12 protein-coding genes are annotated in these 12,823 nt (G+C 44.7%); 5 read left to right on the top strand and 7 right to left on the bottom strand.

The window, feature by feature from the left end; all coding sequences use genetic code 11:
* The first annotated feature begins 74 nt into the window (after positions 1 to 74).
* The 3 genes from Q4B79_RS09355 to Q4B79_RS09365 are packed head-to-tail and all read left to right on the top strand — an operon-like array spanning position 75 to position 6,267.
* Positions 75 to 1,463: an efflux RND transporter periplasmic adaptor subunit gene (locus Q4B79_RS09355; RefSeq protein ID WP_303086151.1), complete on the top strand. Its 1,389-nt coding sequence runs from the start codon at positions 75 to 77 to the stop codon at positions 1,461 to 1,463.
* 8 nt (positions 1,464 to 1,471) lie between these two features.
* Positions 1,472 to 4,621 (top strand): efflux RND transporter permease subunit, encoded by a 3,150-nt coding sequence (locus Q4B79_RS09360; RefSeq protein ID WP_303086152.1) that lies wholly within the window; start codon positions 1,472 to 1,474, stop codon positions 4,619 to 4,621.
* A gap of 17 nt (positions 4,622 to 4,638) precedes the next feature.
* Complete coding sequence (locus Q4B79_RS09365; protein ID WP_303086153.1) at positions 4,639 to 6,267, top strand: efflux transporter outer membrane subunit; 1,629 nt, start codon at positions 4,639 to 4,641, stop codon at positions 6,265 to 6,267.
* 78 nt (positions 6,268 to 6,345) lie between these two features.
* Here the strand turns inward: Q4B79_RS09365 and folE are convergent, their stop codons facing one another.
* Positions 6,346 to 6,972, bottom strand: a complete 627-nt coding sequence (gene folE, locus Q4B79_RS09370; protein ID WP_303086161.1) for a GTP cyclohydrolase I FolE — start codon at positions 6,970 to 6,972, stop codon at positions 6,346 to 6,348.
* A 175-nt stretch (positions 6,973 to 7,147) separates the two neighbouring features.
* Here folE and Q4B79_RS09375 point away from each other — a divergent pair, with 175 nt between their 5' ends.
* Positions 7,148 to 7,957 (top strand): enoyl-ACP reductase, encoded by an 810-nt coding sequence (locus Q4B79_RS09375; protein WP_303086154.1) that lies wholly within the window; start codon positions 7,148 to 7,150, stop codon positions 7,955 to 7,957.
* A 99-nt stretch (positions 7,958 to 8,056) separates the two neighbouring features.
* Positions 8,057 to 8,800 (top strand): YoaK family protein, encoded by a 744-nt coding sequence (locus Q4B79_RS09380; RefSeq protein WP_303086155.1) that lies wholly within the window; start codon positions 8,057 to 8,059, stop codon positions 8,798 to 8,800.
* Here the strand turns inward: Q4B79_RS09380 and scpB are convergent.
* The 6 genes from scpB to Q4B79_RS09410 form a co-directional block, all read right to left on the bottom strand.
* Complete coding sequence (gene scpB, locus Q4B79_RS09385; RefSeq protein ID WP_303086156.1) at positions 8,791 to 9,333, bottom strand: SMC-Scp complex subunit ScpB; 543 nt, start codon at positions 9,331 to 9,333, stop codon at positions 8,791 to 8,793. The two genes, Q4B79_RS09380 and scpB, sit on opposite strands and share 10 nt — an antisense overlap.
* Before the next feature lie 12 nt (positions 9,334 to 9,345).
* Complete coding sequence (locus tag Q4B79_RS09390; RefSeq protein ID WP_303086157.1) at positions 9,346 to 10,245, bottom strand: ScpA family protein; 900 nt, start codon at positions 10,243 to 10,245, stop codon at positions 9,346 to 9,348.
* Complete coding sequence (locus tag Q4B79_RS09395) at positions 10,245 to 10,880, bottom strand: nuclease-related domain-containing protein (RefSeq protein ID WP_303086158.1); 636 nt, start codon at positions 10,878 to 10,880, stop codon at positions 10,245 to 10,247. The genes Q4B79_RS09390 and Q4B79_RS09395 overlap by 1 nt, the downstream gene beginning before the upstream one ends.
* 10 nt (positions 10,881 to 10,890) lie before the next feature.
* Complete coding sequence (locus Q4B79_RS09400) at positions 10,891 to 11,103, bottom strand: hypothetical protein (protein WP_303086159.1); 213 nt, start codon at positions 11,101 to 11,103, stop codon at positions 10,891 to 10,893.
* 17 nt (positions 11,104 to 11,120) lie between these two features.
* Positions 11,121 to 12,167, bottom strand: a complete 1,047-nt coding sequence (trpS, locus tag Q4B79_RS09405; RefSeq protein WP_303086162.1) for a tryptophan--tRNA ligase — start codon at positions 12,165 to 12,167, stop codon at positions 11,121 to 11,123.
* 54 nt (positions 12,168 to 12,221) lie between these two features.
* Positions 12,222 to 12,823 (bottom strand): lysophospholipid acyltransferase family protein (locus Q4B79_RS09410; protein WP_303086160.1); only part of this gene is annotated, 602 nt, incomplete at its 5' end.

Here is a 12,823-nt window from a genome sequence, read left to right on the forward strand (position 1 = left end):
AACCCTAAAACCCTAAAACCTAAGACCCCTAGAAGTCAGTCCTTACGGACTTAAATGTTTAATGGTATATGTATATGAAATGCGATTTTAAAGTATTGGCAATTGCGGTATTAACGGCAACCACTGTATTGACGGGCTGTGGTAAAGATGAGCAAGCAGGCGGTGCATCTGCCCAACAAATGCCCCCAACCGTCGTAGATGTGCAGAGCGTGTCTTTGAGCAGTATTCCTGTGGTAAAAACCTTCTCTGGTCGTGTTACGGCGTTGGAGACGTCAGAAGTTCGCCCACAGGCAAGTGGCATTGTTGAGGCGGTAATGTTTAAAGAGGGTAGTTATGTTAAGGCAGGTCAAGAGCTGTACCGCCTTAATCGTGATAACTATGTCAGTGCAGCCAATGCCAGTATGGCAGCCATCAAGACAGCAGAGTCCAGCCTCATTAGTGCCAAAGCATCACTTGCAGCTCAGGAGGCGACTTTGGCTCAGGCTCGTGCTGACCTTGCTCGTGTGGAGAGTTTGGTGGGGATTGATGCAGTGTCTCAGCAATTATATGACCAGTATAAAACTGCCGTGAAGACAGCACAGGCGAATGTCGAGGCAGCAAAAGCCAACGTCAATCAAGCTAATGCCTCCATTAATAGTGCCAAAGCCAGTTATGATGCCAGTAGTCTAGACATGAGTCGTACGGTGGTGCGAGCACCGATTAGTGGTAAGATTGGCATTTCGGCAGTTACGGCTGGGGCATTGGTCTCTGCCAATCAAGCCACGCCACTAGCAACCATCTCACGCACCGATATGGTGTATGTTGACATCAGTCAGTCGTCCTCAGAGCTGCTTAGACTTCGTCAGCAAATGGCAAGCGGTAAGGCGGATCAAGGTTCAGCTGAGGTGCAGATTGTGCTAGAAGATGGCGGCGTATATCCGCTAATTGGTCGTCTTGCCTTGGCAGATGCCAGCGTAGATGAAGCGACAGGTGCGGTTAAACTTCGTGCAGTATTTCCCAACCCTGATGGTGTGCTAATTCCAGGTATGTATGTTAATGCCAACCTAGCACAGTCCATCATGCATAACGCTACGTTACTCCCTCAAAGTGCTGTCACTCGTACGCCTAAGGGCGAGACCCAAGTTTATGTGGTAAATGCAGAAAACAAAATCGAATCACGCATCGTAAAAACCGCAGGGACATTTCAAGGTCAATGGGTCATCTCTGAGGGTCTAGCTAACGGCGAGCGTGTGGTGGTGGTTGGCGGTGCCAAAGTCAAACCTGACCAAGTGGTTGAAACTCGCCCATATTCGCCAGCTTCCCAAAGTTCACAAGGCGGTGGTGCTGTGCAAGCTGCGCCACAAGAGACCATGTCAGAAAACACACAAGAAGTAAGCACGCCAAATAATGCTGTCGCTGATGATAATCAAGAACAAGACGAAGCAATGGCAATGGCGGACGCTGCCGATGATGTGGCACAGTAGGGGGTCGTATGTCTAAGTATTTTATTGAACGACCGATTTTTGCGTGGGTCATCGCCATCATGATTATGCTTGTGGGCGTGCTTGCGGTATTAAAATTACCAGTCTCTCAGTATCCTGAGATTGCTCCGCCCACCATCACAGTGAATGCTGTTTATCCAGGTGCTGATGCTCAGACGGTTGAGAACTCAGTAACGCAGGTCATTGAACAAAAAATGACAGGGCTCGATGGCATGATGTATATGTCATCAAGTTCATCTTCGCAAGGTAGTGCTTCTGTTGAGATTACCTTTGAAAGTGGTACTGACCCTGACACCGCTCAGGTGCAAGTTCAAAACAAGCTACAAGCAGCCACAGCATCATTGCCTGAGGCAGTGCAACAGCAAGGCTTGACGGTAAGTAAGTCATCATCATCATTTTTGATGGTGGTGGGCTTCATCTCCGAAGATGGTAGCATGGACAAAACGGACATCGCTGACTATCTTAACTCCAATGTTGTTGACCAAATTAGCCGTGTTAATGGTGTGGGTAACGTCAATGTCTTTGGCTCTTCTTATGCCATGCGAATCTGGCTAGACCCAGAAAAACTGCGTTCTTACTCGCTCATGCCCTCAGACATCACAGCAGCAATATCAGCACAAAACGCTCAGGTATCGGCAGGTCAGCTGGCAGCAGCACCGTCCGATGAGGACATGCAAGTTATTAATGCTACGGTTACTGTACAAAGTTATCTGCAAACTGCCGAAGAATTTGGTCGTATCCTCATTAAAACAGACAGTAGTGGAGCTCAGGTTCGCCTAAACGATGTCGCTCGTGTGGAGATGGGTTCAGAGAACTATGGCTTTAACACCTTTTATAATGGCAAGCCAGCGGCGGGTCTAGGCATTATGCTTGCCTCTGGCTCTAATGCCCTAGAAGTGCGTCAAGCGGTACAAGACAGATTAGACCAGCTCTCAGCGAGTTACCCTAAGGGCTTGACTACGGTTGTGCCTTATGATACCACGCCATTTATTCGACTTTCTATCAGTCAAGTGGTTAAGACGCTCATCGAGGCGATTGCCCTTGTGTTTTTGGTCATGTTCTTGTTTTTGCAAAGCTGGCGTGCGACCATCATTCCAACTCTTGCTGTGCCTGTGGTGATTTTGGGGACGTTTGCGGTGTTGTATGTGGCAGGATTTAGTATCAATATCCTAACCATGTTTGCTCTTGTGCTTGCCATTGGTCTTTTGGTGGACGATGCTATTGTGGTGGTGGAGAACGTAGAGCGTATTTTGGAAGAAAATCCAAACATCTCAGTTAAAGATGCTACCATTCAGTCGATGGGCGAAATTAGCAAGGTGTTGATTGGTATCGCTCTTATTTTGTCGGCGGTGTTTGTGCCGATGGCGTTTATGGGCGGCTCAACAGGGGTTATTTATCGTCAGTTTGCCATTACCTTGATTACTGCCATGACGCTTTCTGCGGTGGTGGCATTGATTTATACGCCTGCATTGTGTGTTACGATTTTAAAGCGTCAGGCTCATAAAGACATCGACCACCAGACGGGATTTTTTGGTTGGTTTAATCGCATGTTTCGTAGTGCCAGCCTAAGATACGAACGTTTTGTGGGTAAAAGCTTTAATTTTAGAGGGTTGTTTGGGCTTGCTTATGTGGGTGTGATTGTGGTGCTTGGCTTGTTGTTTACTCGCTTGCCGTCATCATTTGTGCCAGAAGAAGACCAAGGTATGCTATTTACCATCGTGCAAACCCCTGTGGGCTCGACTACCAAAGACACCCAAGCGGTGCTTGATGATGTCAGTGCCTACTTTAACACCCAAGAAGCAGATAATGTTGAATCCATCTTTACCATCACTGGATTTAGCTTTATGGGTCAGGGTCAAAACATGGGTATGGCATTTATCCGCCTAAAAGACTGGGACGAGCGTACCACAGCTGGCTCTGATGCAGGAAGTATGGCGGGTAAGGCGATGGGTTATTTTATGACTGCTTACAATAAAGCTAATGTCTATACCTTAGCACCGCCATCGATTCAAGGTCTGGGTAATGCCAGTGGCTTTGATTTTCAGCTCCAAGACACAGGCGGTGTGGGTCATGAAGCCCTGTTAGAAGCGCGCAACATGGTACTTGGCATGGCAGCTCAAACCCCAGACATGCTCTCAGGGGTCAGACCCAATGGTCAGGAGGATTCGCCTCAGCTAAAAGTCAATGTCAATCACGAGCAAGCACTGGCTCATGGACTGTCGGTTGGCGACATCAATCGCACCATCTCGATGGCGTGGGGTTCTGCCAAAATTGGCGATTTTATTGACCGTGGACGCATTAAGTCTGTTTATATTCAAGGTGATGCCAATGCTCGTGCTACCCCAGAGGATATTGGCAAATGGTATGTGCGTAATGGCAGTGGCAATATGGTTGGTTTTGATGCCTTTGCTACCAGTGAATGGAAGTACGGCTCGCCAACCTTGACACGTTATAACAGCTTGCCTAGCATGAGCATTCAAGGTGCACCAGCAGCGGGCAAATCAAACGGCGATGCAGTGGCGGCGATGGAGCAGATTGCTTCACAACTTCCTGATGGTGTGGGCTTTGAATGGACAGGTCTTACCCTACAAGAAAAACAATCAGGCTCGCAAGCACCCATGTTGTACGCCATTTCGATTTTGGTGGTGTTCTTGTGCTTGGCGGCATTGTATGAAAGCTGGTCAATTCCTTTTTCGGTCATGCTTGTTGTGCCACTAGGCGTGTTGGGTGCGATTATCTTTACGTGGTTACGTGGTTTTGATAATGACGTATATTTGCAAGTTGGTCTTTTGACGGTCATTGGCTTGTCTGCCAAAAACGCCATTTTGATTATTGAAGTTGCCAAAGAGCTTCAAGAAAAAGGTGTTGCATTTAAAAATGCCGTCATGCAAGCAGCTCGCCAACGTCTGCGTCCTATTATCATGACCTCATTGGCATTTGGTATTGGCGTTGTGCCATTGGCGATTGCCACAGGTGCAGGCTCTGGTAGCCAAAATGCGGTCGGTACAAGTGTACTTGGTGGCGTGATTGCGGCGACGTTCTTGGGTGTGTTCTTTATTCCGATGTTCTACATCTGGATGCGTTCACTGTTTCCACATAAATACACCAATGCAGACAGTGCTACCCTAAATAAAATCTAAGAATAAAGAGAGAGACCATGAAAAATCACATAAAAACATCACGCTTCTTTTTACTTAGTGGCTTGACGCTTGCGATGGTGGCATGCGGTACTATCCCGCCAAAAGCCCAAAGTGTGCTTGCTCAACCAAAAGTACCTATCGAATCTCCCTTTGTTACATTAGAGGAGGCGACGATTAGCACAGAGGAAGCACCGAGTGTGGCGAGTTTGCGTTGGCAGGATTTTTATGCTGACCCCAAACTAAAAGCCCTGATTGAGATGGGGCTTGCCCACAACAAAGACTTGCAGTCAGCGATTTTGGCGGTACAAAGTGCCAGAGCCCAATACCGCATTACAAATGCTAGCAGTTACCCCAGTGTGGGTGCTTCTGGAGGGGCATCGCTAGGAGCGGATAATGCTCGCGATAAGAATGCCAGCGACAGCTACAATGTGGGTCTTGCCATGTCAAGCTATGAGCTTGATTTGTGGGGCAAGGTTGCTAATGCCAAAGAGGTGGCACTACATGATTATTTGGCAAAAAATTCTGCCAAAGATGCGGTGCAAATTTCACTGATTTCAGGCATTGCACAAGGTTATGTCAATCTAAGCTATGCTTTGGCTCAGCGTCAGCTTGCCCTAGAAACCCTTAAAACACGTGAGCATTCGCTGTTTATCAACCAAAAACGCTTTGAGGCAGGCATTGATGCAAAATCCACCAGCCTGCAAGCTGAGGCTTCGTTAGAATCTGCCAAGTTGACTGTTTATCAGGCGGATACAGAGATTTTAAAAGCTCGCAATGCTTTACAGTTATTGGTGGGGTCGCCCATTCCTGATGAACTGATGCCTGAGCTTGCAGTTAGTAATATCACGACACAGACTTTGTTTAATGCAGGACTTCCCAGCGAACTACTGTATCATCGCCCCGACATTGTGCAAGCTGAACACGCCTTAAAATCAGCAGGGGCGAACATCAATGTAGCTCGTGCTGCCTATTTCCCAAGCATTAAGCTATCTAGTAGTATCGGATATAGCTCGACTGATTTGAGTGATTTGTTTAAAACAGGGGCGTTTTCTTGGTCGATTGGTCCATCGATTAGCTTGCCAATCTTTGATGCAGGGGCAAGACGTGCCAGTTATGAAGTGGCTCAAATCAACCAAAAAAGCATGTTGGTGGCTTATGAAAAAGCCATTCAAACAGCTTTTAAGGAAGTTTCTGATGTGCTTGCCACACGTGCAACGATGGAGAGACAGCTGACCTCTCAGTATAAGCTCCAAAAAAACTACCAAGAGACGTACAACATCGCCCACGCTCGTTTTCGTGCGGGATTGGATAACTACCTAAACGTGCTGGATGCGGAGCGGTCTTTGTTCGCCAATCAGCAGGGGATTTTAAATTTAGAACTTCAAAAAATTCTAAGTCAAATCCAGCTTTATCATGTGCTGGGCGGTGGGGCGACACTCACGGCAGAGCAGATTACTAATGCTGAAAAACAACGCCTCGCCATGCAAACTGCCACGCTAGCGACCGATGAGCAGATGGCAAGCATTGAAAAACAGCCAAAAAACCCGCAAACCTCTCAAAATATTCATCAGGAGCAATCTAAGTCCGATGAACATGTACAAGAGATGTCTGATGACAATGATGTGGCTACGCAAACCAATCCTTGAATAAGGGATAAAACAAAACCCATGATGATGTTCATGGGTTTTTGTGGTTGATGGTTGCTAATTGTGCAGCACTAATGACTAACCAAAAGCAGGTGCTCGCTTAGGAATGGCGCTTAAAAATTCATGTCGAGCTTGATTATCTGTTTCATATACACCAAGCATGCTGGTAGTGCGAGTGGTGGATTGTTGTTTGCCTACGCCACGCATCATCATGCACATGTGGCTTGCGTCCATCACGACTGCCACGCCACGACAGTCTGTTAATTCTTGGATTGCCAACGCCACTTCTTTTGTAAGGTTTTCTTGAATTTGTAGTCGGCGGGCATACATATCGACAATGCGAGCAAGTTTAGATAAGCCAAGCACTTTACCATTTGGCAAATAACCAATATGAGCTACCCCAAAAAATGGCAACAAATGATGTTCACACAGTGAATAAAATTCAATGTTTTGCACCAGCACTAAATCAGGGTTGTCGCTGGGAAAAATAGCATCATTGGCAACGGTATGCAAATCTTGATGATAGCCGACTGTCAAATCACGAAAGGCTTTGGCGGCACGCATTGGTGTGTCAAGCAGTCCTGCTCGACTTAGGTTCTCGCCACTGGCTGAGATGATGTTGGCATAATGTTGGGCGGTTTTTTCTACATCAAAGGCAAAAGGTTTGGTTGATGGAGAAAGGGGGCTGTCGCAATGTTGGCACATAAGACTTTGGTATGCAAAATAAACCATGTATTATAACCAAAAACCAAAAATTTGCCAAATGATTTATAAATTGAGTGCGTTTAAATAAAGTTTACACTCGTAACGATTTTTTGCCCAATATGTAGATTTTGTGTTATAATACCGCCCATGATAACCTGTTTAAGTGAGAAATGATATGCTATTACAAGGCAAACGATTTGTGGTAACAGGCATTGCCAGCAAATTATCGATTGCGTGGGCGATTGCCGAATGCTTGCACCGTGAGGGAGCCGAGCTGATTTTGACCTATCCTAATGATAAAATCAAAAAACGTGTGGACATGGCAAGTGAGGAATTTGGAGCGGTGGCGGTGTTGCCTTGCGATGTTGGCTCTGACGATGAGATTGTTAAATGCTTTGATGAGGTTGCCAGAATCTGGGGTGATGGCGTTGATGGGGTGGTGCATGCCATCGGTTTTGCCCCTGCTGACCAGCTGGACGGCGACTTTACAGAGGCGACTACTCGTGAGGGGTTTGCTATTGCTCATGACATCAGCTCTTATAGTTTTGTGGCATTGGCTAAGGCAAGTCGTGAACTGCTTGCCAAACGTCAAGGTTCGCTTTTGACATTGACTTATGAGGGCAGTATTTCGGTACTTCCAAATTATAATGTGATGGGTATGGCTAAGGCAAGTTTAGAGTCTAGTGTGCGTTATTTGGCAAGTTCGCTTGGCAAAGAAGGTATCCGTGTCAATGCCATCAGTGCAGGTCCGATTCGCACGCTGGCAGCCAGTGGCATTAAATCATTTCGCAAAATGCTAGACATTACCGAAAAGGTCGCCCCACTAGGACGTAACGTCAATCAAATGGAGGTGGGTAATGCTGCTTTGTTTTTGCTGTCGCCTTGGGCGAGTGGTGTCACAGGCGAGATTATGTTTGTGGACGCAGGATTTAACACGGTCGCCATCAGCGAGCAGCTCATGGCAATGGCAGATGATGGCGAATAGCCCATCATCACACCCAAAAAGCACAAGCATGTTACACTTGTGCTTTTATTTTTTTACAAATTTTTGTAAACTAGCATTTTGTTTTATCGCAAATTTATTATGCAAAACCAAATTCCGACATGGGTATTGTGCGGTGCGGTGGTATTGGCATTTAGTGCAGGTATCCTAAATACAACGGCTCTCATGGGGTTTACCCATGTGTCAGCCTCTCACGTTACGGGTAATATTAGCTCGGTGGCGTTGACGTTTTATCATGGTGATTTTGATAATTTGCGATTATTTCTCATCTCCATTGCTTCTTTTTGGCTAGGGTCGGTACTAAGTGGCATGATCATCGGTGGTAGCGAACTCAATGTCAAGCGACACTACGGTTATGCCATGTATTTGGAGTTTGTTTTGCTTTGTGGTAGTTTATGGCTGTATTGGCGAGGCAACGACTATGGACAGATGCTCATTGCGATGGCATGTGGTCTACAAAACTCAATGGTGGCAACCTATCATGGGGCGGTGGTGCGTACCACGCATCTAACAGGGGTAACCTCTGACTTGGGGGCGATGGTTGGGCATTGGCTGGTGGGGCGTAAAATTAGCATTGCTAAGATGGCACTACATAGTGCCTTATGGTGGGGATTTTTCTTTGGCGGATTTGTGGCGGTGTATTTGTATGAGCATTATGGGTATTTATCCATGCTGTTACCCATTACGATTATCTTGGTGTCAGCGGTCAGTTATGAACACATGGAGCGGTGGTTTAATGCATCGCACCGCATGGTTAGATTTGCCATCATCAAACAAAAAAGAAAAAAAAGCAAAAACAAAAATAAAAAACGCCGTCATCTGTAAGATGATTTGAAGCTGTCTAGGTCAGGCAGGGCAGGCAGTTCACTCAAATCATTGAGTCCAAACGCATCTAAAAATGCCTTTGTGGTATGTAGCAGAGCAGGGCGACCCACCACGTCTTTATGCCCTTTTTCGATAATCCAGCCTTTGTCAAATAACTGACGCAGGATATGGCTAGACACAGAAACACCTCTGATGTGTTCGATGTCTGAGCGAGTAACGGGCTGTTTGTAGGCGATGATACTTAGCGTCTCCAACAAGGCTTGGCTTAGGGTTTCTTTGCGTTCTGGAAAGGCTTTATGGATAATGCTACCGTAGTCATCTTTGATTTGCAGGCGATAACCGCTGGCAGTTTTCATTAGGGTTAATACGCCATCATTTAATCTTTCTTTTAAAAGCCCTAGTGCCAATTCAAATTCATTGTCATCTGCCATGAGGTGTTTTTTTAAGTCATCAGCCGTCAGTGGCGATTCGCTGGCGTGCAATAACACCTCGATGTGTCTGCTTAATGTCTCTGGCGTGTTTGAAAAATTCATGTCAATACTCTCTTAGTGTAACCAATACAGCGTCTGCTCGGCTAGGTTAAATCCTGTGTTATTTAGGTTCATCAGTGGGTCGGTCTGTTTGGTTTTTTTGGATTTTGGTGTCTCCATGACAGCAAGCTCAAAATTTTGGACAATATCCATATTTACCTCGCTTTTTTGAAGGGCGTCTTCGCCGTCAGCAAAGCCAACCATGCCTCGTTTGATAAGTTCTAAAATCGCCACAAAACTTACCACCACACCCACACGTCCTTGATTTTTATCAAGTAATTCTGTAAATGTTCCAAAACCCTTTTGGCTTAATGTCAGACTGATTTTGGCGATACGTTCAGGCAGTGGCACAGGGTCGGTCTTGATGTGATGCATTTGATAATCGGGTTTGATTTGCATATTAATGAGGCTGTTTACCAAAATCTGTGCAGAGTAGCTAGGTAGCTGTGCTTGCATGACATCTTGGCTTGGCATACTGGCATAAGCCAAAAACACATCTCTCTCCAAACGGATTAATTTATCCAATCGCAAACTTACCTCTTTGATTTGGGCGTATTCTTCGAGCCTGCGGATTAGGCGGGCTTTGGGACTTAGCTCTTCGCCTGTGATATCAGGTTGGGGCAATAAAAGCTCGCTTTTGATGTTGATGAGCGTGCTTGCCATGAGCAAATAATCGCCCGCCAGCTCAAAATAAGTATCATCGAGTTCTTTGATGTATGCCAAATATTGCTCGGTAATCGGCAAAATGGCAGTTTCGGTCAAATCAAAATTATTCTTTTTTACCAAATAAAGCAAAAAATCGAGTGGCCCTGCAAATTGTTCTAGCCATATCGCAAAGGCTTGGGGTGGGATATATAAATCATCGGGCAGGGCTTGGACTTCGGTGTCGTAAATGCGAATGGTGGTGTCGGTCATTAGTGTTTTTCCCTTAATTGTTTAAGGTGGGATTTTTTATTGTCATTGTTATTTTTAAGTTTTTTTAAATTAAGGTTGTTGATTAAATACCGAATTTCATCTTCATTAAATACAATTTTATCAAACGATAAAATATAATCAGTAAACTCTGATAAATAACAAACATTATCGGGAAAATGACTTTTTAACTCGCATTCGCCAGTAAAAACAACTACCGAATGAAAATTATCATGACTGACATTTAAAACTTTTTCTAAGGCTTTGATATGGCGATAGTTTTGATGAAGTGGGTTTTGAAAAGGGTATTTTTTACCATAAACATTTTTTGTCCACTCTTTGTCGTGAGCTTTGCCGTAAATCCAACCTTTGTAATTTTTAGTCTCAACCACAAAAATACCAAATTTTGAAATATAAATGTGGTCAATTTGCGTCATACCCAAATCATCTTCAATCAAAACATCATGAAAGGCATGATAAATATCTTTTGGTAGAGTGCGATTGGATTTTATATTAACCAGTTTCTCGCCAAACCACCCTTTAAAAAAGGGTGATTTTAAAAAGGTAATGAGCAATAAAATTGGCAAAAACCATAAAAGTGGTTTGAGCGAATTTAAGAAAATGGGTAATATGTCCATTATTTTAACTTCACTTATACTTTAACGCTTCAATTTCTTTTTGGTGCTGTCTAATAACCCTTCTGGCAGAATTTTTAATTAAGCGATGTACCGCAGGATTATCATTATCCAAATTCATTGAGACGATTTTTTCGCTAGAATTGGATAATGGCAATTCTGATTTTAAAAATTCTCTAAAGGAAATGGGCTTATTATTGGATTGTAAAAATTCTTGAAAAGACATATAACGCTCCCTTATCATCATTTCAATTTCGCCAAAGGTTTAATCCCAATCGCGCGTCTGGTTTTATCCAGTTGTTTTTGGGCGACACGGCGAGCCTTGATCGCTCCCATTTGCAAAATCTCTTCCAATTCTTTGGGGTTATTCATCAGATGTAAATATTTTTCACGCATGGGAGCGATTTCGCCATCGATTTTTTCAAATAAAATTTCTTTGGCCTCGCCCCAACCAATGCCTGCTCTATAATGCTGAGCAAGGGTGTTAATCTCATCGGGAGTAGCAAAGGCTTTATAAATCTCAAAGATGTTGCACTCGTCAGGATTTTTGGGTTCTTCGGGGGCTTGGGAGTTGGTAACGATTTGGGCGATTGCCTTTTTTAACATCTTTTGTGGGTCAATGGTGGGGTTGCCATCGCCAAATAATGGAATGGTGTTGCCGTAGGATTTGCTCATTTTACGACCGTCAAGCCCTGTCAGTAGGGGGGTATTTTCATCAACCAAAGCGGTGGGCTGAGTAAATAACTCTTTGTATTTAAAATTAAACGACCCTGCGATGTCCCGTGCCATCTCGATGTGCTGAATTTGGTCTTTGCCCACAGGCACATGGGTGGCGTTAAACATCAAAATATCCGCACTCATGAGGACAGGGTAGCTAAATAGCCCCATCGTGATGCCATAATCAGGGTCGGTGTCCTCTTTGGCAAGGTTAATATCCACGCTCGCTTTATAGGCATGGGCTCGGTTCATGAGTCCTTTGGCACATGAACAGTTTAAAATCCACGCAAGCTCAGGGATTTCGGGGATGTCGGACTGACGATAGAAGGTAACTTTTTCGGGGTCCAGTCCGCAGGCGAGCCAAGTGGCGGCGATGGCACGAGTGGAACGATGAATCTCATCGGGGTCAAAGCATTTGATGATGCCATGATAATCCGCCAAAAAGAAAAAGGCATCATGCTCAGAGTTTTGCACCGACTGTATGGCAGGGCGAATCGCTCCGACATAATTGCCAAGATGAGGAATGCCTGTGGTAGTAATGCCTGTGAGAATGCGTTTGGGGGTCATGGTTATTCCTGTATGGTTTTAAGTGGTAAAATTATAGCATAATCTGCCATAAGGTTTAAATTATTGATAATAATTCGTCCCATCTGCTTGTGTTTTAAACCTGCGATGAAACCACATCCATTGCGTGATGTCTTTTTTGATGATGGTTTCAAATAGGTCATTTATTCGTTGGGCATCTGCCACTTCATTATCACTTGGGTAATTTTGTAAAACAGGCGATAGCGAAATATGATAATGCGGTCGTTTGCCTTTGGGAATATTATCTGGCGTTTGACGAATCATATCAAAGACAATAAACACAGGCGGATTTTTTTTATTCATGCTGGCAAATCGTCTTTGGGCGGTAATGGTCGCAGACGGCACACCAAAAAATGTCGCCATCACGCCATGCTCCAAACCAAAATCTTGGTCAGGGCTATACCAAATCACTTTACCTTCTTTGATACGGCTGATGAGTTTTTTCATATCACGGCTGTTAATCTGTTCATCAAAAATATGACGGCGACCATTATAAATAAACCATTCCAAAAGCGGATTATTTTGTTTGCGATACATACAATCAGCAGGGAAAAATTGCGTACAAAGCCGACCACCCAAATCCAGCGTGGTAAAATGCCCGCCCAATAATATCACGGCTTTATTTTCTTTTTGGGCGGTAATTA

The organism is Moraxella sp., from assembly GCF_030525845.1.
GTDB lineage: Bacteria > Pseudomonadota > Gammaproteobacteria > Pseudomonadales > Moraxellaceae > Moraxella.

Excerpts from the sequence above, each read along its gene's own strand:
- folE (WP_303086161.1), bottom strand. The coding sequence starts at position 6,972 with ATGTGCCAACATTGCGACAGCCCCCTTTCTCCATCAACCAAACCTTTT.
- Q4B79_RS09360 (WP_303086152.1), top strand. The coding sequence starts at position 1,472 with ATGTCTAAGTATTTTATTGAACGACCGATTTTTGCGTGGGTCATCGCC.
- scpB (WP_303086156.1), bottom strand. The coding sequence starts at position 9,333 with ATGAATTTTTCAAACACGCCAGAGACATTAAGCAGACACATCGAGGTG.
- Q4B79_RS09375 (WP_303086154.1), top strand. The coding sequence starts at position 7,148 with ATGCTATTACAAGGCAAACGATTTGTGGTAACAGGCATTGCCAGCAAA.
- Q4B79_RS09400 (WP_303086159.1), bottom strand. The coding sequence starts at position 11,103 with ATGTCTTTTCAAGAATTTTTACAATCCAATAATAAGCCCATTTCCTTT.
- Q4B79_RS09355 (WP_303086151.1), top strand. The coding sequence starts at position 75 with ATGAAATGCGATTTTAAAGTATTGGCAATTGCGGTATTAACGGCAACC.
- Q4B79_RS09390 (WP_303086157.1), bottom strand. The coding sequence starts at position 10,245 with ATGACCGACACCACCATTCGCATTTACGACACCGAAGTCCAAGCCCTG.
- Q4B79_RS09395 (WP_303086158.1), bottom strand. The coding sequence starts at position 10,880 with ATGGACATATTACCCATTTTCTTAAATTCGCTCAAACCACTTTTATGG.
- Q4B79_RS09365 (WP_303086153.1), top strand. The coding sequence starts at position 4,639 with ATGAAAAATCACATAAAAACATCACGCTTCTTTTTACTTAGTGGCTTG.
- Q4B79_RS09380 (WP_303086155.1), top strand. The coding sequence starts at position 8,057 with ATGCAAAACCAAATTCCGACATGGGTATTGTGCGGTGCGGTGGTATTG.